The organism is Pseudomonas sp. SWRI179 (genome assembly GCF_014268705.1).
GTDB classification, from domain to species: domain Bacteria; phylum Pseudomonadota; class Gammaproteobacteria; order Pseudomonadales; family Pseudomonadaceae; genus Aquipseudomonas; species Aquipseudomonas zanjanensis.
The window spans coordinates 102,306-120,394 of sequence record NZ_JABWRA010000015.1 but is presented as its reverse complement, the minus strand read 5'-3'; the positions used below and the strand labels follow the sequence as shown (position 1 = coordinate 120,394).

The following is an 18,089-nucleotide window of genomic DNA, read 5'->3' as shown; positions in this document are numbered from 1 at the left end:
TTGGTCAACTGTGGGTTGTGGGAAGCGGGTGGTGGGTTGGATGCGTTGGCGTGTAATAATCTGACTAACCGGGCGGGTGGGGTTTTGGCTGGGCGGGATGTCAGTGTTGTTGCTCTGACTGGCGACGTGACTAACGAGCGTACCGTTACCACCCACGAAAGCGACAGCGGCTACCGCAGCGAACGCACCGACTTCATCGACAGCGCCGCACGTATCGAAGCCGGCAACAACCTGATCATCAGTGCAGGGCGTGACATCAACAGCGTCGGCGGCGTGCTGAAAAGTGGCGCCGACACCACCCTAAACGCCACGCGCGATGTCAATCTCATCACCGCCGAACGCATCACCAGCGGCACTCGCGGCAGGCATCGCGACCAAGACATCAAGCAATACGGCTCCAGCCTCGACAGCGGCCGCGACCTGACCGTCAACGCTGGTCGCAACCTCACCGTTGTCGGCACTCAGATTGATGCCAAGCGCGACGTTGCCATGGCCGCCCAAGGAAACTTGACCTTCGCCTCGGCGGCGGATGAGCAGCATTCCTACAGCAAGAGCAAGAAGGTCACCCGCCAAGAGGACCACGTCAGTCAGGTGGCCTCGACGGTTAATGCGGGGCGCAACGTTGTAATGAGCGCGGGGCAGGATTTGGCGATGATCGCCAGCAAGGTCAACGCTGCAAACCAGGCCTACTTCGTGGCGGGTGGCAAGCTTGAGCTGCTGGCTGCGCAGAACCGCGACTATTCGCTGTATGACATGAAGAAGAAAGGTGGTTGGGGGAGTAAGAAGACTCAGCGGGATGAAGTGACCGATGTGAAAAACATCGGCAGTGAAATCACTACCGGGGGCGACCTGCGATTGGTCAGCGGCGGCGACCAGCTGTATCAGGTGGCGAAACTGCAGAGCGGCAAGGACATCACGCTGGACAGTAGCGGTTCCATTACCTTCGAAGGCGTGAAGGATCTACATCAGGAGAGCCACGAGAAGACTGACAACAACGCGTTCTGGGTCTCGTCCAAGGGTAAGGGCAAGACCGACGAAACCTTGCGTCAAAGCCAGTTTATTGCTGAGGGCAGTGTTGCGATCAAAGCCGTCAACGGTTTGAAGATCGATATCAACCAGGTCAATCAGCAAACCGTCAGCCAATCCATCGATGCGATGGTCAAGGCTGATCCGCAATTGGCATGGCTCAAGGACGCGGAAAAACGCGGTGATGTGGACTGGCGTCAAGTCAAAGAGATCCACGACAGCTTCAAGTACAGCAACTCCGGCTTGGGGCCGGCTTCGCAGATCATCATTGCGATTGTGATGGCAGCGGTCGTTGGACCGTTAGCGGCAGGCGCAATGGGAACCGCGACTGGAGGGATGGTTGCCGCCGGAACAATTACGGCGGAGACGGCTGCAGGTATTTCAGCCGCGGCAGGCGCCGTTGCAGCGGGAGCTGCAACAAACGCGACCGTCAGCGTTGTCAATAATCGCGGCAATCTTGGCGCCGTGTTCAAGGACGTGACTTCTTCAGATGCCATGAAGGGGTATGCCATCGCTGGCGTTACAGCAGGGCTGACGGCTGCATATTTTGATGGTTGGACTGGCACTGAAACGAATACGGCAATCGACAAAGTAAGCACGTCGAGCTCACTGAGCACTTGGAAAGGCGTCGGTCAATTTGCCGCCAACCAAACGTTGCAGAACGGAACCTCCATGTTGCTGAGCAAGGCGCTTGGACAGGGAGGGAGTGCCAGCGATGCGTTGAAAAGCGCGCTGTTCAACACCTTGGCGGCAGCAAGCTTCAACGCGGTGGGCGACTACACGAAGGGTGTGTTCGCCACCGGTACGCCACAGAAAATTGTGATTCATTCAATGGTGGGCGGGCTTCTCGCCGAAGCTACTGGCGGTGATTTCAAAATCGGAGCCTTGGCAGCGGGGGCTAACGAGGCGCTAGTTGGGCATCTCTACGATCTGGTTAAAGGTGATCAAAACCTGCTGAGCATGAGCTCCCAGATGGTTGGGTTGCTTGCGGCAGCTTCGCAGGCGGATGGAGATGCCAGCAAGCTAGAGAAAGGTGCCTGGGTGGCGAGAAACGCTACGCAGTACAACCATTCGTTGCATGAAATGCAAACCGTTGCATTGGATGAGCAGCGTCGACGCAACCCTGATAACAAAGCCCGCCTCGATGCAGCTGCATGTGCATTGACCCACTGCAGTAAGTCCGTTCCGTCGAGTGATAAACACTACGATGAGCTCGTGAAACTGGAAACGCTAGGGCAAGGGTTTACTGAGGAACTCGCGTTACTTAAAAGCACAGGACAGTTTGATTATGGCTTTGGAGATCGGATAGACGACACCCTCAGTGCTCATGATGAGTTAATTAACGACCTAGGGTGGACGGGGAGTGCGGCCGTGGAGGCGGGAGCGGGCGCGCTCTCTTATATGGGTATGGTCGGCTCCGCCCCTGCCTGCGTAAGCGTTGTAGGTTGCGCGGCACCATTCGCCTTGGGATCGGTGGGAACTCTCGCGTTTGCAAGCGCAGCTGAATCTTTCGACCAGACCAATGCTCCTTATATCTCAGCAGAGGGTGAGCGAGTTCTCGCTTCATTTGATCCTGCTCAGTATCCCGGAGAAGCGAGCCCGACCGGGGATCTCGGCTATAAGGCTGCTCAGTCGCTGGCAGAGCTGCTAGCCGCGCACGTTGGGGGTAAGGCACTATCCGGAGAACTCTCCTCTGCTTTGAAAGGTGGCGCTACTCCCAATCTGGGTGGTACAGCAGATGAGCTTCTAAGCGGGGCAAAAGGAACAGCCACGGTTGGAGATCAAGCAGTTTCTACATTTCCAAAGGGCTTTGGCGAGTCAGTTCTCGGTCATAACACCCAGATTGGCGTGCGAAATAGTAAGGCGGGGACGATTTCTGGCGCTCACAACAGCGATGCCTTCCTAGAATCGGTTGAAATAACTGGCGCGAAAATATCCAACAAAATTACGGATGTCCGCTATCCTGGCCTTGTTGAGTATAGCTATCAGTTACCTAGAACTAACACTAAGGGCGAATTGATAGGTGGGTATAAGCCTACATCCACAAAAACGACTTACGATCCAAAGGTTCTGCTGGATACTAAAGTGGCTGATATGTCTAGTCGAGCGGCAGTCCAAGCTGAGTCTTTGTTTAAAGCCAATCCAGCTTTGAGAGAAGCTAGTATTAAAGTTGATGGCTATCACTTCCAAGTGACACGTAATAGTAAGACTGGAGAAATAACAAATTCCTTCATCACTATGCCGCCGAGGACAAACTGATGGCTAGCTTGACATGGCTTGAGAGCCTCAAGGAATCATTTGCTTCAACTGGCTTGGATTATGAAGACCTTTACGAATTGATAGAGGCCTCTATAGTAAGAGGGAGGAGTAATTTTCCAGCGTTTATCTATGACGCTTCGCGGGGAGTTGGTTTCTCTGTGAGTGAAGGATTTTTTTACTCACTTGATCAGGACTGGGACGATCCAGACGCTTTCAGTGAGGTGAGTTTCTTTTTGGGCGAAGTGGAAACTTCAAGTATTCCAGTGCCCGACTACGTTTCCCTGATGAAAATTGCAGCTGATGTTTACTCTGCTTTCTTTCCTGATGAGGGGGATGGTGTTCTAAGGTCTGCTGAAAGATTAGAAGATCGTTACTCAAAACGATGATGAAGCAAAAAAGGGGACAGGTTTGAATGGCACTTACTTAACCTTCTTCGGGTGTCCATTCTTCCTGACCTCAGCCCTTGCTGATCGACGTGTTTTCATCAACATGGGGTAAGACTTGAAGCAAAAAGGGACAGATTTATTTTGTGAAACGCAGAGGGGCACATTTGTTGGCTTTGCTCGGATTATAAATAAATCTGACCTCTTTTTTTTCGTGGAGACCAGTGAAATGAACAAGCAGTCAGATTTTTTACTTGATAAGGTGTTGAGGCATGATCTTGTTTTTGTTCATGTGACTGGCGCTCCACGCCCGCAGGTCTTGCGGGCGAAAATTGGGCGGATATATTCTACAGGGGAAGGAATTGTTCGCGGTTTTCTTAATTCGGAAATTGAGTTCATTCGATCTGGTGGTACGTGGGGGGATGTAGCCCTTAAGGTTGGTGAGCAGGCTCTTTTGTTTGTTAAATCGATTTCTGGAAAGTTGTATGAAGATCCTTGGCATGGGCATATGGTTGTGGAGGATATTGAGGGGGATTTATATGCGATCTATCCTCACAAGGAATTGTGGTTGAGTGACGATGTCCCAGCTTTAATTAGGGGGAGCTCCCGGCAAGACCCGAAACGCTTATATGCAACCGCAATTCGTTTTGATGTGATGGAAGAGTATTTGCTAGGTTTGGTAGAGAGACATAGTGAGGATAGGTCGTAGTATGTTATTAAAAGGTGGTAAAAAATGGCGGCAGATTTGTTGTTTTGCTATTTATACGTACGTTTGGCGTTGTTTTGTTTGCCAGTCGGGAAGTGTGAGGCGTTGAGATCGGATACTCTGCAAAAGTCTTAGATTCGGTCATCAAAATTATGTCTTCTGAGTCGACTGGGTCAGTACTCCCCTGATCCAATAAGCTGAGTTTATTTATCGTGCTGATGCATAAGAATTTTTTCTATTTTTCTTTTTAAGCGTCAATGACGCGTTTGGAGCATTCATGAAGAAAACAACACTGCTAATTTTTGGCTTGATTCTGACGTTATCCGGCTGCAAATCCAACGTCCGGGACTCTTCTCCTAACCTGCTTCGCGACGGTATCCAATTCCAGCAGAAAAAGGTTGTCGTCGATGCGCAGCACGCCAAGGTGATCATGAAAGCGACGGGCAATGTCGTCCCTGTGGAATTTGCAATCAGGCGAGCGACGGACCCAGACCGGCGTATGGATGTGCAGGGGACAGTGGTGGATTCCGGTCGCGGCAAAGTGTTCGGCTGGATTGCCAAGCTCAACGAAACGGCCCACAGCGCGACCTTGAAGCATTTCCCTCAGTTGGAAGTGCAAGCTGATCCCGATCAGCCATTCGAGGTATCGGGTTACGCCACTGGCGAAAGTATCAACCGCGGCTATCGTTGCGGTCCGATCAGCACCATTTTCACACCGGAGAAGGGTAAGGTTTATCTGGCGGAACTCCAGTTTGTGGGTGGAGGCTGTGAACTGCATGCCTATGACATCACGCAGCCTCAGGAGCGTATTCCTGTCGTAGATAGCGCGCAAAACGGTGGCTTCGCCAACGCCGTCCCGGGCTGCAAGTCGGCAACGGCCTCGGTGAATAATCAGCCGGTCACAACACAGTTTTGCATCAAGTCCATCATGCTCCAGCCTTCGCAGTATCGCGTTAGCGTCAACGATCAGACTGTTTTCAGCGGTACCGATTACGAGCGCGTTGCTTTTGTAAAAACCGTTAAGGAAGGGGCCGTAACCGGTGGTTGCAATGAAATGATCGAGGCGCAGGCGGGCACTACTCAAAAGCCTGTCGCCTTTAAAGACCTGCCTGCTGATTTAGTAGCGGGCTGCCACATTACTGCGGACGCTGAGGGCAGAGCCCAACCGTTTAGTAAAGATGAAGCCTGTGACAAGGTGTTCTACAAGGCCATGATGCCGGTTTTAGGCAAGGTAGTACCCGTCGAGGTGGCACGGCAATGTGTCGTCAGAATAGGGGAGCAGACAGTATTTCAGGACCGTTTCAGTTTCTGACTTAAGATTTGAGATGCGTTTATATGAGGATGTGGTCCTCCATAATATTTTCGTTTGTTTTCGTTGCTAATTCTGTATCTATATACCTAAGGAGTAGTAATTCATGTAGGAGAAAGGGGGCGGATTTATTTGCTTGCTCAGTTATTAAATAAATCCGTCCCCTTTTTCTCTCTTTTTCTAAGGGCTGCTTCGCAGCCCAGCGGGAGCAAGCTCCCTCGCCACAGAAGCCGGATTGTTGATCGCTCGCCCATGGCGCAGTTTTATTTTGCTATCCCCTTCTTTTGTGGTTACAGCGGGCACCACGGGTCTTCCCCCTTCGCGCTTTCCAGGATCTTCGGAAAGTTTCGCTCAAAGGCCCAGCCTGAGGCCACGGCAGTCATGGTGGTTTTGCAGGCAGGGTTCTTTTCCGAGACGATCACGTTCATATAGAACTGGCTGCCGTAGATTGTCGGCGCCCATAGCACCATGTCGCTTCTGTCGGCATTGCTGTCGACTTTCAATTGGATGGTATTGACGAGTCTCCCACCCGTCGTGAGCTCGGTCACTTGTGGGTGAAAGCAGTGGTTCAGATAGCTTTGTACCCGTTTTTCCACCTCCGCTCGCTCCTGTGTCAGGCAGTACTCGGGGCTGGTTACGCCAGTGTTCAGCAGTTCGTCCTTGGTATACGGATGCAGTGAGCAGCCGCTCAATAGCAGAAAAACGATCCCTGTAAATTTCTTGTACAAAACTCATGCTCCATCTGAAAAAGGAAATATTTTCCATCTATTTAAGAGGTGGATGGCCGTGTGGCTGGATAAGTGACTGGCCCAAGGGCCGTCAGCTTGTCTATCGTGAAGGTGTTAATCAACACTTTGATGAGTACACCGATGGTGGCGTTCAACGCGACGACGCAGAGGGCAAATATCATCTCAGTGATCTCCCATCAGTGACCATGGCGCGACTTCCATGACATGAACTCTGATGGCCGTAACCCATAGCGCGCGAGCACCCCTTCGTGCAGGCGACGGAGTTTTTCGACGATCAGTGCTTGCACTTCCGGCTGTTCTCTTTCTGAAACATATCCCGCTACCGAGCGTTGAATACAGAACAACGGGTCAAGCTCTGGGTGAGTGACGATTTCCCGAATGGTCTTCTTGATGAGGTCTCGCCATGCCAGGCGTAAAGGGTCCGGTTCCGCAAGGTCTTGCTTGATTGCCAGATATTCCAGTGTTGAGCGTTCGTAGGCCCAGATATACAGGTCGCGAAGCAGCTCTACCCGGGTCATTTCGTACACACCCAATGTGGCTCGGCTGTAGGCCTGCTCCGGTACATCCAGAAAGGTCAGCGGGCAAAGATTGGCACGGAACAAGGGGAGATTCGCTGCCAGTCGGGAGGTGCGTTTATTGATGTCGGTAAAAGGCTGAAAATAGGGCAGGGTGTGGGTCTCAGCCGGGTGTCCTATTGCGAAATAACGCCGTGCCCTGCCTTCTCCCTGTGCAGTGATTTGGCTGCTTTCGGCCAGGTTTGCAAGGATGCGCTGCGCCGTTCGCCGGGAAATTTCAGGGTGCCAGGCCAAGAGCTCTGAGAGGCTCGCCCACTCCTGGATGCCAGGATACTGTTATATGTCGGTGGTCGAAGGCATGAGTGTTTTGGCGCTGTTTGAGAAGATTTTGGCGCGATTGTGGCGCGATTGTGGCGCGATTGTGGCGCAGTTCTTGACGAACTGCGCCACAGCTCATCGGAGTAGATAGATGTAGTCGCTCCCGACGGTGGGGGCTACGTTATGGCCATAGGCGCCCGTCATCACTTACTCCGCCGCCTGCGCCCGCAATCGTATGCCAATCACATCCATCACATCACACCCGTCGCGCAACGCGATCGTTAGCATTTTGCAAAAATCGGAAAGCACCAGCGTGTCGGAACTGATCTCCGAACGGAACGCGATGTTTTCCAGCAGTTGGGTCACGGTGCGGATGCGGTAGTCAGCGGTTTCGAAGAGGACATCAAGCGGGGCTTCGGTGTCGATCAGCAGGGTAGCGGGGGTGCAGTCGATGCCGGTGATGGGCATGTATCGATTCATTGGTAGGACCTCATTCAGTTGAAAGGAGCTACCTCGTTGTCGGGTCGCCAAACCCGAGTCGCCATTGAGGCGACAAGGAACTATAGGCCGTCCCGCTCAAGCGTCACAAGACACCGCGTTCCGAGCTTGATGTAGGAGCTTTGGCCTTTTAGCGACTGCATTTCCCTACATTTGGTTTGCAGATATCAACGAGTTTGAGCCAGCCGTCCATTCGACGCATCGTCACGGCTAGAGAGAGAACTGTGGCGAGGGAGCTTGCTCCCGCTCGGTTGCACAGCGACCGCAAAATCTTGGAGCCGCTTCGCCCGAAGCGTCGGACCGGCCCAGCGGGAGCAAGCTCCCTCGCCACGGTTTGTGTGTTTGCCCGCGTGTCCATTTAACTGACAGGCATTAGCCCGGGACTGCGTCAATCCAGTGCGTTGAAGGAGCGGTTCATGGCGACAATGTCGGCATGGCCAGGGTTGGGCCCGAGCCGCTCAAAGTGTTTAGGAAACTCCTCTCGCTTCGCAGCGGCTTGCCCTTTGGACGCGGCCAATAGTGCGTCGCGCAGAGTCTCGGCGTCGTAGTCACAGCAATAGCCTGGCGTACAAGGTTGTTGTCTCCAGGACTCTTCCAGGGAACCTCCGTCGACCGGATCAAAGCCCGCTTGGTTGACCAGGGACATCACCGTTTCCTTAGCCTTGGGATCGTCGCCGGCCACTGCTGCGGCCAAGCGACCTGGAGTGCCTTGGGCACTGCCCAACTCCGCCAAGGTATAGGCCAGAATATTGTTGAAGGCCTTGATGACAGGTCGCCCAATCTGCTTAGAAACCCAAACGCTTTCCGTCATCCCTTGATCAATTTCAGGAATGTTAGGGTCACGTAGGCCAGGGTAGTAGTTACTCGTGTCCACCACCGGGACGCTGTCGGGTACTGCGGCAAACAGATCAGCAGGCAGTGCGCTCAACGCCGGTAGCGGTATGGATAGCACGATCACATCCGCGCCATCGACTGCGCCGCGAATGTCCACCGGTTTGGCTCCAATCTCTTCGGCGAATGCGCGAACGCCGTTGATGCCTCGAGAGTTCGCAACACGTATGTCGTGACCGGCTGCCTTGAATTTGCGAGCGAGGGTGCCTCCGATGTTACCGGTTCCGATGATGCCGATTTTCATGGCTAAGCCTCCTGAGTCATTTGTCTTGCACCGATTCTAGGAGGCTGGTGTGATAATGGTAAGTACCTACCAAAAGGTGTGTAACTCACCATCGAGGAAGAAATGGAACGGGAATGGGATTGCGGCGATCCGCAAAATCGTCGGAAATGGGCCGAGGCAACAACCGAAACGCTTCGCGTACTGGAAGGGAAGTGGAAGATCATTATCTTGTGCCAGCTTTTCGCGGCGAAGGGCGCGCTGCGTTTCTCGGACCTGGAGAAGTTGATTGAAGGGATTAACCAGAAGATGCTGATCCAACAGCTAAAACAGTTGGAAAAGGACGGCATTGTGCAGCGGACCGTGTACCCACAAGTGCCACCTAAAGTGGAGTACAAGCTCACGCCCATGGGGCATGCACTCGGGCCGTCGATCCAGGCGTTGATCGAATGGGCAGAGATGAGGCGTGATCACACCTGACATGGCTGTCGAGGCGCAATGGCCCGACGCTTGCGAAGCAACTTCAGCAATCATGCGTTGCCGGCGCCTGCTGAGCCGTCTGTTTATGTTTCGTCGCATTAGGGGAGAGCCAATTCTCCAAGCACAAAAAAGGCACTTGCGATAATCACTAAATGCCTTTTTTGTAAATGCTATGCGCAGTGAGGAATCCTCTCTACTTCTTTATAAATTTGCTCCCCTTTTGCAATCTCGGCTGTACGTAAATCATACGCAGTCTGCAAATTCAGCCAAAACTGCGCCGACGTGTCCAATGCAGCTGCCAGGCGCAAAGCCACATCCGCACTGACGCTACGGCGCATCAATACGATGTCATTTACGGTGGGGGCAGACACGTGCAAAGCCCTTGCAAGCGCAGCAGCCGTCAGGCCAAGCGGTTCCAGGTACTCTTCCTTGAGAATTTCTCCAGGGTGTACGGGCCTCATGCCATTCTTAAACATGACTCACCTCAGTGATAAATCTACGATTTCTACGTTTTCGGGGCCGTTGGCGCCCCAGACAAGGCGCGATCACACCTGACATGGCTGTCGAGGCGCAATGGCCCGACGCCTGCGAAGCAACTTCAGCAATCCTTTAACTTCGCCCAAAACTCCTCCGCCGATTGGCTAATGGCACCCGTTGGGCGAGTGAGATGAATGTCCAACGGGATATCCCAGCTTTCATCGAGCGCCCGCACAAGACGTCCGTCGGCGACTTCCTGCTCGGTCAGGCTTCTTGGCAGCCAGGCCACCCCTTTGTTTTCCAGCGCCATGGACATGAGCACCGCTGCGAGGTGGCTGCTGAACAGCGGCTTGAGGTGCAGGAACTCTTCCTTGCCCTGAAGTCGATGAGCGACGATGCGTCCCAGACCGGACTCCTGGGTGTACGCCAAGTAGGGCAGCGATGCGGGCGCATTGCCAAAGTTCGCAGAAGCGCTCGCCAGCGGAACGAGCACATCCTCGCCCACTTTTTTGCCGATGAACTGATCAGGGGCCAACAGCGGTGGAACATCGGGATGACGATGGCAAAGCAGGAACTGCACGTGGCCTTGAATCAGCATTTGCTCACAGGCCGCCATGCTATCGGAATGCAATCGTACCGCCTCGATGGGGGCGCCGTTTTCCGTGCTCCGCAGCCATCTTGGGAAAAACGTGAACGACAGCGAATGGGTGGCCGCGAATTGCAGCGTCTTGATCGCCATGCCCGCCACTTCCTGGGCTTCGCTGCGCATTCGGTACAAGCGCCTGGCCGTCTCTTGGGCGCTTGGCAAAATCTGCTTCCCCGCCTCGGTCAGCGTGGCGCCTTGTGGCGTGCGAACGAACAGTTCGACACCCATCCAATTTTCCAATGCGCGGACTCTGCGACTGAAGGCCGGTTGGGTCACGTGGCGTGCTTCAGCGGCACGTACAAAGCTGCCGTACTCAGCCAACGCTGAAAAATCTTCTAGCCAAACGAGTTCCAAGGGCAATGCCTCCTGTGCATGGGGCGCGGCATTATTAGCATTGGGCGGGTGTCATCGCAAAGCATAACGTGGGGTCACCTACAACAAGAGGACCCCGTCATGCGTATCGTCGACATCCGTGAAAAAACCGTTTCCATTGCCTCGCCCATTGCCAACGCCTACATCGATTTTTCCAAAATGACCTGCTCGGTCGTCGCTGTCGTCACGGATGTGATTCGCGAGGGTAAACCGGTCATCGGCTACGGTTTCAACTCCAACGGTCGTTATGGTCAAGGCGCTTTGATGCGTGACCGCTTCCTGGCGCGCATCACCGAAGCCGACCCTGAGTCGCTGATCGATAAAGAGCACAATAACCTCGATCCGTTCGCCATCTGGAAAACCCTGATGACCAACGAAAAACCCGGTGGCCATGGTGAACGTTCGGTGGCCGTGGGCACCATCGACATGGCTGTCTGGGACGCCGTCGCCAAGATCGAAGGCAAGCCGTTGTATCGCCTGTTGGCTGACCGTTACCGCAGCGGCGTGGCTGACGACAAGGTCTGGGTCTACGCCGCTGGTGGTTATTACTACCCAGGCAAGGACGACGCCAAGCTTCAGGACGAAATGCGCAGCTATCTGGATCGCGGCTACGACGTGGTCAAGATGAAGATCGGCGCGGCGCCTCTGGCTGAGGATATTCGTCGCATCGAATCGGTACTCAAGGTGGTCGGTGACGGGCGTCGCCTGGCAGTGGATGCCAACGGTCGCTTTGACCAAGACACGGCCATTGCTTATGCAGAGGCTTTGAAACCCTACAATCTGTTCTGGTACGAAGAAGCCGGAGATCCTCTCGACTACGCCTTGCAGGCTGAGTTGGCCAAGCACTACGACCTGCCGATGGCTACCGGCGAAAACCTGTTTTCCCATCAAGACGCCCGCAACCTGCTGCGCCATGGCGGCATGCGTTCCGATCGTGACTACGTCCAGTTCGACTGCGCGCTGTCCTACGGTCTGGTCGAGTACATGCGCACGCTGGAAGTGATGGAAGACATGGGCTGGTCTTCGCGTCGTGTCGTTCCCCACGGGGGCCATCAGATGTCCCTGAATATCGCCGCGGGCCTGCACCTGGGTGGTAACGAATCCTACCCGGATGTGTTCCAGCCGTTTGGCGGTTTTGCTGACGGGATTCGCGTCGAAAACAGCTATGTGGCGCTGCCGGATATTCCAGGCGTCGGCTTCGAAGCCAAGTCCGCCTTGTACGCCGTCATGCGCGAACTGGGCGAGGGCTGATAGCCCGAACGGCGGCCTCTTCGCCTGAGGCCGCCGTTATCAGGCGTCACCCACTGACGCCACGCCACACGCCCATCACAACAATAAAATGAGGTGCTCCCGTGGAAATCTCCAAGTCCCGCTGGTATAGCCAGCTGTATGTGCAGGTGCTGATCGGCATCGTGGTCGGCGCCGCAATTGGTCACTTCGAACCGCAGTTCGGCGCCAAGCTTCAACCCTTTGCCGATGGTTTTATCCGACTGATCAAAATGCTGTTGGCCCCGATTATTTTTGGCACCGTGGTGGTCGGTATTGCCAAGATGGGCAACATCAAAGAGGTTGGAAGAATTGGCGTAAAATCGCTGATCTATTTCGAGATTCTTTCAACCATCGCGCTGGTTATCGGCCTCGTCGTGGTCAACATCGCCAAGCCCGGCGTGGGGATGAACATCCATGTCGAGACACTCGATGGCAGTGCTATCGCCAAGTACAGCCAGGCCGCTTCTGCCCAGGGCGGCACCATTGATTTCTTCATGAACATCATCCCGCCAACCTTTGTCGGTGCGTTCTCCAACGGCGTCATGCTGCAAGTCATTCTGCTTTCTGTCTTGATGGGGGTGGCGCTGGTTCAAATGGGTGAGACCAGCAAACCGCTGATCAATACCATCGATCTGTTTCTGCAAGGGCTGTTCAAGATTGTGGCCATGGTCATGCGGCTGGCTCCGATTGGCGCTGGCGCGGGCATGGCGTTCACGATCGGCAAGTATGGCATCGGTACGCTACTGTCCCTCGGCCAACTGCTGGTAGCGCTCTACGTCACCACCCTGGTGTTCATTGTGGTTGTGCTGGGCACCGTTGCTCGATGGTCGGGCATGCCCTTGTTGCAATTTCTCCGTTACTTCAAGGACGAAATTCTGATTACCCTCGGGACTTGCTCGACCGAGGCTGTGCTGCCGCGGATGATGGTCAAGCTGGAAAAACTGGGCTGCAAGAAGTCGGTGGTGGGGATGGTGCTGCCGACGGGCTACACCTTCAATGCCGATGGCACCTGTATCTATCTGACCATGGCCGCGATCTTCATCGCCCAGGCCACCAACACACCGCTGACGTTTATGGATCAGATGATTCTGTTGGGCGTCTTCCTGCTGACTTCGAAAGGTTCGGCGGGTGTCGCGGGGGCCGGGTTCGTCACCCTTGCGGCGACGCTGACCACCATCCACTCCATTCCGCTGGTCGGCCTGGTCCTGCTCCTGGGTATTGACCGTTTCCTGAACGAAGCGCGGGCGGTGACCAACCTGATCGGCAATGGCATCGGCACCCTCGCCATTGCCAAGTGGGACAATTCTTTCGATGTGGATGCTTGTGAGCGGGAAATCGCGGCCATGAAAAATGAAAAGGCGGCGCGTAGGGCGTTGGCCGCGCAGAAATAATCAGCATCGCTTGCCTGGGGCATGCTGAAGCTTTGATTGCCTGGATTTCAGGCACAAAAAAGACATCCTTGGACTAATGCCAGTCAGTTAAGCGAAATAAAGCCGGGCAGTAACCCCGTGGCGAGGGAGCTTGCTCCCGCTGGGCTGCGTAGCGGCCCCAAAACAGGGCCGCTTCGCGACCCAGCGGGAGCAAGCTCCCTCGCCACGGGTTGTGTTCGCCCGTGGTATTCCACTTAACTGACTGGCATTACTTAAGTCTGAAATCCGGTAACTGTCCGATCGAGCCTGAGCTCTATGGATGACGTTGTTAGTTGCCGCGTCATTTCCCATCTTGCTGCATCAGGGCCTTGCGTAACTTCCCGGGTGACATGCCAAACATGCTCTGAAAGTGCCGAATAAAATGTGGCGCATCGGCGAAGCCACATTCAAAGGCAATCTCGCTAATCTGGCGGTCGGAACTCACCAGCAACCATCTGCCGAACCTGAGTCGGACCTGTCGGTAGAACTGGGCCGGGCTGTTGTTGGTTTCAGCGACAAACAGGCGTTCCAATTGCCGTTTACTGGTGCCGACCAGATGCGCAATGGCCTCGATATCCAGGGGTTGGGCCATGTGTTTCTCCATCAACATCACGGCTTCGTGCAGCCGGCGATTGGATGAACTGGCGTACCCGAGGGCCTTGCGTCGGTCGACGAAACTGCTGGACGTGTTCTTTGCCACCGTCATCTGATGCACAACCTTGCCCGCACGATCCGGTCCGCAGTGCAGGCCAATCAGGTGAAGCGCCAGTTCGATGACTGACACACCGCCCGCGCAGGTGATCCGGTCCCGGTCGATCAGAAAATCTCTGTTGATGACAAAACGCAACGAGGGAAACAGTCGCTTCCAGTCGTCGCCATGATAGGCGTGGACACACGCCGTTCGCCCCTCCATCAGGCCATGTCGCGCGAGCACGAAACTGCCGGTGCACAGGCCGATCAACGGCACCTGTGCCGCCGCGGCCTGGTGGAGGAACGCGGGATAGGTTTTCGGCACTGCCTCGATGGAGTCGAGCAAACCACCAATCACCACGATGTAGTCGAAACGCTTCGGATCAGCGAGTTCACTGTCGATCGGTACGTCCAGTCCGCTACTGGAAATGACTCTTTGCCCGGGGGTGCCCAGTACTTTCCATTGGCAGCGTATGGGGCGGCTTTGATCTCCTGTATCGGCGGCATGCCGCAACGCATCGGTCAGCCCTGACAGTGACAGCAAAGGGAAGCGTGGCCACAACATGATGCCAATAGACAGCTCGGCAGTGCCGCGGCGCATGGGTGGATGACGCGCCTGTCCATGATCGAGCTCGTCCACGAGGCTTTCCTGGGGTGCCACGGGCTCTGTGCCGCCAGAATGTCGCAAATGTTCAATCATTCGTGCAAAGCGTCCAACCAGTTATACCGCCGGGCCCACTACGATGGACCGATGCGAAACGTTCTGCTGCCACAATAAAAACTATCGAGGAGCATCCGATGAAGACGTCCAAAGTCCAGCGTTTTTCCGCTATCTGTGCCGGTTTTCTGGTGTCCGTGCTGGCCACGGCACCGGTGTTCGCATTGGAGACAGTAGAGCCGGGAAGCCTGACCATCGCCTTCAGTGGTGATATGCCAGGAACAGGGTATCAAGATAGTCGGATGGTCGGCTATGACGGTGAAATCCTTCAACAAATATCCGAAAAGCTGGGCCTTAAGGTCAAACCGGCATTAATGGAATGGTCGGGGACGATCGCCTCGGTGCAGTCCAAGCGAGTGGACGTCATGGCAGGCACCATGGGCTGGACCGAACAGCGCTCGAAAATCATGACCTTGAGCGATCCTATCCACTATTTCAAGAACGGTATCACCCAGACAGACAAGACCAACTGGAACAGCCTCAAGGATTTGCAAGGCAAGAAAGTCGGCACCATCACCGGTTTTTCGTTCATCCCCGAGATGCGCAAGATCGATGGCCTGCAGGTCGCCCTGTACGACACGTCTGATGCGGCCGTTCGCGATCTGCTCGCCGGACGGATCGATGCGGTGATTGGCGATCCACCGGTCATGCAATACGCCATTTCTCGCAATGAGCAATGGCACCTGCGTTTCAACGCCTTTGTCGACAACGATCCGAATTTCCCATTGCTGACTGGCTTGGGCCAGGTGGTGTTCGGCTTCAACAAGGCCAGTCCGGAACTGGTGACGGCGGTCAACGCGCAGATTCAGACGCTCTGGAAAAACTGTGAGATGCGCAAGGTCGGCGCTCGCTACGGCCTGACCCAGGATGTCTGGTTCATGCCCGAAGGCAAGGACCTGCGCCTGGGCGTCGATCGCCCAGCGGACTGGACGCTACCTGGCTGCAAATAAGTGTGTGCGGCGATGGGGCGGATTCATGCCGATGCGCCGGACTCATCGCCATGCCTATAACAAAAAGAGGTTAGCCAAGATGTCGAGCCCGTCTGACACCGCGTTGCTGCGCGTGCACGAATTACACAAGAACTATGGCGATCTGGAAGTGCTCAAGGGCATCAGCCTGGAGTTGAAGCCCGGTGAGACCCTGTCATTGATTGGCCCAAGCGGTTCTGGAAAGTCCACTTGCTTGCGTTGCATCAATTACCTGGAAAAACCCACCAGCGGCGAGATCTGGCTGGGGGATGAGCTGATCGGGCAGGTCAAGGACGGTAAGCGTTTACGCCTGATGAGTGATCGGGAGATGGCGCCGCAGCGCCGCGAGATCGCCATGGTGTTCCAGTTGTTCTATCTCTGGCCGCACTTGAACGTGCGCGATAACGTCGCGCTCGGTCCTATCAAGGCCCAAGGCATGCCGCGCAAGCAGGCGTACGAATTGGCCGACGCGATGTTGGAAAAAGTCCATCTGCGGCACAAGGCCGAGTCTTATCCCGAGCAGTTGTCGGGTGGTCAGCAACAGCGGGTCGCCATCGCCCGGGCTTTGGCCCAGCAACCGAAAGTGATTCTGTTCGACGAACCGACCTCGGCGTTGGATCCCGAGTTGGTCGGCGAAGTGTTGGCCGTGATTCGCGAGCTGGCGGAAGAGGGCCGCAGCATGATCATGGTCACCCACGAAGTGAGGTTTGCTCGCGATGTGGCGGATCGGGTGATCTTCATGGACGGCGGGCGCATTGTCGAACAGGGGCCGTCGGCGCAAGTCATCGACAACCCTCGTCACGAACGCACCCGCAGTTTTCTGGGGCGCATGGCTGTGGAGAGCGCCTGATGGTGAATCTGCAAGCTTTCCTCGGACTGTTGCCCTTGCTGTTGAAAGGCGCAATGAACGCGTTGCAAATCGCCCTCTGCACCTTGGTGCTGGCCAGTGCGGGCGGTTTGATACTGGCGGTTTTACTGACGTTCAGCCGATCGCGACTGGTACACGGCGCCATCGCCTGTTTTATCGAATGGATGCGCAACGTGCCTGCGCTGGCGCACTTGTTCCTGATCTACTTCGGGCTGTCCTATCTGGGAATCAACTTGCCCGCGTGGTTGGCGGCCATCGTCGGTTTGAGCCTGGTAGGCAGCGCAGTGCTGGCCGATACTTTCCGAGCCGGCTTGCAATCGCTGCACGTCGGCCAGAATGAAGCCGGACAGGCTGTCGGCTTGCACCGTCTGCAAATTTTGCGCTACATCCTCTTGCCCCAGGCCCTGCGCGTTGCGTTGCCGGCTTACGCCAACTATGTCACGCAACTGATCAAGGACACGTCCATCGCCTCGGCCATTGCCGTGCCGGAAATCATGTTCCTTGCCCGTAATCTTGTGACCTCCACGTTCCAGACCTCGCTGATTTATCTGGCGGTGATGTGCATCTATGCGGCGATGATCCTGCCAATTGGCGTGGGCTTCATCCGACTTGAACGTCATCTGAGGGCGGCGCGATGATCAGTTTTTTCCAACAATACCCGGAATACTGGAGCGATTGGTTCGGGCGCCTGTTACTCGGCGCGCGAGTCAGCGCCGAGCTGTCCCTGACAGGCTTCGCCCTGGCGGCGGTGTTGGGCGCGTTACTGGCCTGGGCGATGAAGAGCCCCAGCGTATTGCTCAAGCGTTTGGCGGTGTTCTTCATCCAGGGGATGCGTGCGGTGCCGCTCCTGGCGTTGCTGCTGGCGCTGTACTTCACCTTGCCCAGCCTCGGGCTGACGCTGTCTGGTTACTGGGCCGGCGCCATCGGTTTGGGCTTGCAGGGCTCGGCCTACGTCGCGGAAATCCTGCGCGGTGGACTCGACTCCTTGCATCGCGGCCAACGTGAGTCGGCCATCGCTACCGGCCTGACGCCGTTGCAAGCCTTCACCTCGGTGATCTTTCCGCAAGCCATTCGCGGCATGTTGCCGCCGTTGCTCAATGCCTACGTGTCGATTCTGAAGGACAGCTCCCTGTGCGCCCTGATCGCCACCGATGAGTTGATGCTGGCGGCCCGGGCCATCGCGTCCGAATCCTTTTTGCCGATGCATATTTTCCTGCTGGTGGGGTTGTTCTATTTCGTCATTGCTTTCCCTCTTTCTCTGTTATCGCGAGTGCTGGAAGTACGATTTTCTCGCGGACGCAAAACCATTCGAGGCTGA

At 55.4% G+C, this 18,089-nt stretch carries 18 protein-coding genes; 11 read left to right on the top strand and 7 right to left on the bottom strand.

The window, feature by feature from the left end:
* From HU767_RS11230 to HU767_RS11215, 4 genes are all read left to right on the top strand, one after another.
* A partial coding sequence (locus tag HU767_RS11230) for a DUF637 domain-containing protein (RefSeq protein WP_238349455.1) occupies nucleotides 1-3,285 on the top strand: 3,285 nt, incomplete at its 5' end.
* Nucleotides 3,285-3,671, top strand: a complete 387-nt coding sequence (locus tag HU767_RS11225; protein WP_186705952.1) for a hypothetical protein — start codon at nucleotides 3,285-3,287, stop codon at nucleotides 3,669-3,671. The genes HU767_RS11230 and HU767_RS11225, both read left to right, overlap by 1 nt.
* A 226-nt stretch (nucleotides 3,672-3,897) precedes the next feature.
* The gene (locus HU767_RS11220; protein ID WP_186705953.1) at nucleotides 3,898-4,377 is read left to right on the top strand and encodes a hypothetical protein; all 480 of its coding nucleotides are present in this window, start codon (nucleotides 3,898-3,900) and stop codon (nucleotides 4,375-4,377) included.
* 274 nt (nucleotides 4,378-4,651) lie between these two features.
* The gene (locus HU767_RS11215) at nucleotides 4,652-5,686 is read left to right on the top strand and encodes a hypothetical protein (RefSeq protein ID WP_186705954.1); all 1,035 of its coding nucleotides are present in this window, start codon (nucleotides 4,652-4,654) and stop codon (nucleotides 5,684-5,686) included.
* Between the two features lie 287 nt (nucleotides 5,687-5,973).
* On the opposite strand, the gene HU767_RS11210 is transcribed toward HU767_RS11215, so the two are convergent.
* From HU767_RS11210 to HU767_RS11195, 4 genes are all read right to left on the bottom strand, one after another.
* Nucleotides 5,974-6,411 carry a hypothetical protein gene (locus HU767_RS11210; protein ID WP_079301723.1) on the bottom strand — a complete coding sequence of 146 codons (438 nt, stop codon included), beginning with the start codon at nucleotides 6,409-6,411 and terminating at the stop codon, nucleotides 5,974-5,976.
* Nucleotides 6,412-6,608: 197 nt separating this feature from the next.
* Entirely contained in the window at nucleotides 6,609-7,241 is a 633-nt protein-coding gene (locus HU767_RS11205; protein ID WP_225917699.1) for a hypothetical protein, read from the bottom strand.
* Between the two features lie 231 nt (nucleotides 7,242-7,472).
* A complete protein-coding gene (locus HU767_RS11200) occupies nucleotides 7,473-7,745 on the bottom strand; it encodes a hypothetical protein (protein ID WP_186705955.1) in 273 nt (90 codons plus the stop codon).
* A 406-nt stretch (nucleotides 7,746-8,151) separates the two neighbouring features.
* Nucleotides 8,152-8,898: an NAD(P)-binding domain-containing protein gene (locus tag HU767_RS11195; protein ID WP_186705956.1), complete on the bottom strand. Its 747-nt coding sequence runs from the start codon at nucleotides 8,896-8,898 to the stop codon at nucleotides 8,152-8,154.
* 102 nt (nucleotides 8,899-9,000) lie between these two features.
* Here HU767_RS11195 and HU767_RS11190 point away from each other — a divergent pair, with 102 nt between their 5' ends.
* Nucleotides 9,001-9,354, top strand: coding sequence for a helix-turn-helix domain-containing protein (locus tag HU767_RS11190; RefSeq protein WP_202894655.1), 354 nt, complete (start codon nucleotides 9,001-9,003; stop codon nucleotides 9,352-9,354).
* Between the two features lie 170 nt (nucleotides 9,355-9,524).
* Here HU767_RS11190 and HU767_RS11185 read toward each other — a convergent pair whose 3' ends face one another.
* Both HU767_RS11185 and HU767_RS11180 read right to left on the bottom strand, forming a co-directional pair.
* Nucleotides 9,525-9,830, bottom strand: coding sequence for a HigA family addiction module antitoxin (locus HU767_RS11185; RefSeq protein ID WP_030139745.1), 306 nt, complete (start codon nucleotides 9,828-9,830; stop codon nucleotides 9,525-9,527).
* Nucleotides 9,831-9,952: 122 nt separating this feature from the next.
* Complete coding sequence (locus HU767_RS11180; RefSeq protein WP_186729541.1) at nucleotides 9,953-10,831, bottom strand: LysR family transcriptional regulator; 879 nt, start codon at nucleotides 10,829-10,831, stop codon at nucleotides 9,953-9,955.
* Between the two features lie 99 nt (nucleotides 10,832-10,930).
* Between HU767_RS11180 and HU767_RS11175 the strand changes: the two genes are divergently transcribed.
* Nucleotides 10,931-12,100, top strand: coding sequence for a mandelate racemase/muconate lactonizing enzyme family protein (locus HU767_RS11175; protein WP_186729540.1), 1,170 nt, complete (start codon nucleotides 10,931-10,933; stop codon nucleotides 12,098-12,100).
* 101 nt (nucleotides 12,101-12,201) lie between these two features.
* Nucleotides 12,202-13,509, top strand: coding sequence for a C4-dicarboxylate transporter DctA (dctA, locus tag HU767_RS11170; protein ID WP_186729539.1), 1,308 nt, complete (start codon nucleotides 12,202-12,204; stop codon nucleotides 13,507-13,509).
* 319 nt (nucleotides 13,510-13,828) lie between these two features.
* Here dctA and HU767_RS11165 read toward each other — a convergent pair whose 3' ends face one another.
* Nucleotides 13,829-14,857 carry a GlxA family transcriptional regulator gene (locus HU767_RS11165; protein ID WP_346343463.1) on the bottom strand — a complete coding sequence of 343 codons (1,029 nt, stop codon included), beginning with the start codon at nucleotides 14,855-14,857 and terminating at the stop codon, nucleotides 13,829-13,831.
* A gap of 158 nt (nucleotides 14,858-15,015) precedes the next feature.
* Here HU767_RS11165 and HU767_RS11160 point away from each other — a divergent pair, with 158 nt between their 5' ends.
* From HU767_RS11160 to HU767_RS11145, 4 genes are all read left to right on the top strand, one after another.
* The gene (locus HU767_RS11160; protein WP_186705962.1) at nucleotides 15,016-15,885 is read left to right on the top strand and encodes an ABC transporter substrate-binding protein; all 870 of its coding nucleotides are present in this window, start codon (nucleotides 15,016-15,018) and stop codon (nucleotides 15,883-15,885) included.
* Between the two features lie 79 nt (nucleotides 15,886-15,964).
* Entirely contained in the window at nucleotides 15,965-16,753 is a 789-nt protein-coding gene (locus HU767_RS11155) for an amino acid ABC transporter ATP-binding protein (RefSeq protein WP_238349454.1), read from the top strand.
* Complete coding sequence (locus HU767_RS11150; protein WP_186729537.1) at nucleotides 16,753-17,409, top strand: amino acid ABC transporter permease; 657 nt, start codon at nucleotides 16,753-16,755, stop codon at nucleotides 17,407-17,409. The genes HU767_RS11155 and HU767_RS11150 overlap by 1 nt, the downstream gene beginning before the upstream one ends.
* Nucleotides 17,406-18,089: an amino acid ABC transporter permease gene (locus HU767_RS11145; RefSeq protein WP_186729536.1), complete on the top strand. Its 684-nt coding sequence runs from the start codon at nucleotides 17,406-17,408 to the stop codon at nucleotides 18,087-18,089. The genes HU767_RS11150 and HU767_RS11145 overlap by 4 nt, the downstream gene beginning before the upstream one ends.

What these genes read in the sequence shown, in the direction of transcription:
- HU767_RS11225 (WP_186705952.1), top strand. Translation starts at nt 3,285, where the DNA reads ATGGCTAGCTTGACATGGCTTGAGAGCCTCAAGGAATCATTTGCTTCA.
- HU767_RS11220 (WP_186705953.1), top strand. Translation starts at nt 3,898, where the DNA reads ATGAACAAGCAGTCAGATTTTTTACTTGATAAGGTGTTGAGGCATGAT.
- HU767_RS11215 (WP_186705954.1), top strand. Translation starts at nt 4,652, where the DNA reads ATGAAGAAAACAACACTGCTAATTTTTGGCTTGATTCTGACGTTATCC.
- HU767_RS11200 (WP_186705955.1), bottom strand. Translation starts at nt 7,745, where the DNA reads ATGAATCGATACATGCCCATCACCGGCATCGACTGCACCCCCGCTACC.
- HU767_RS11195 (WP_186705956.1), bottom strand. Translation starts at nt 8,898, where the DNA reads ATGAAAATCGGCATCATCGGAACCGGTAACATCGGAGGCACCCTCGCT.
- HU767_RS11190 (WP_202894655.1), top strand. Translation starts at nt 9,001, where the DNA reads ATGGAACGGGAATGGGATTGCGGCGATCCGCAAAATCGTCGGAAATGG.
- HU767_RS11185 (WP_030139745.1), bottom strand. Translation starts at nt 9,830, where the DNA reads ATGTTTAAGAATGGCATGAGGCCCGTACACCCTGGAGAAATTCTCAAG.
- HU767_RS11175 (WP_186729540.1), top strand. Translation starts at nt 10,931, where the DNA reads ATGCGTATCGTCGACATCCGTGAAAAAACCGTTTCCATTGCCTCGCCC.
- HU767_RS11160 (WP_186705962.1), top strand. Translation starts at nt 15,016, where the DNA reads ATGAAGACGTCCAAAGTCCAGCGTTTTTCCGCTATCTGTGCCGGTTTT.
- HU767_RS11155 (WP_238349454.1), top strand. Translation starts at nt 15,965, where the DNA reads ATGTCGAGCCCGTCTGACACCGCGTTGCTGCGCGTGCACGAATTACAC.
- HU767_RS11150 (WP_186729537.1), top strand. Translation starts at nt 16,753, where the DNA reads ATGGTGAATCTGCAAGCTTTCCTCGGACTGTTGCCCTTGCTGTTGAAA.
- HU767_RS11145 (WP_186729536.1), top strand. Translation starts at nt 17,406, where the DNA reads ATGATCAGTTTTTTCCAACAATACCCGGAATACTGGAGCGATTGGTTC.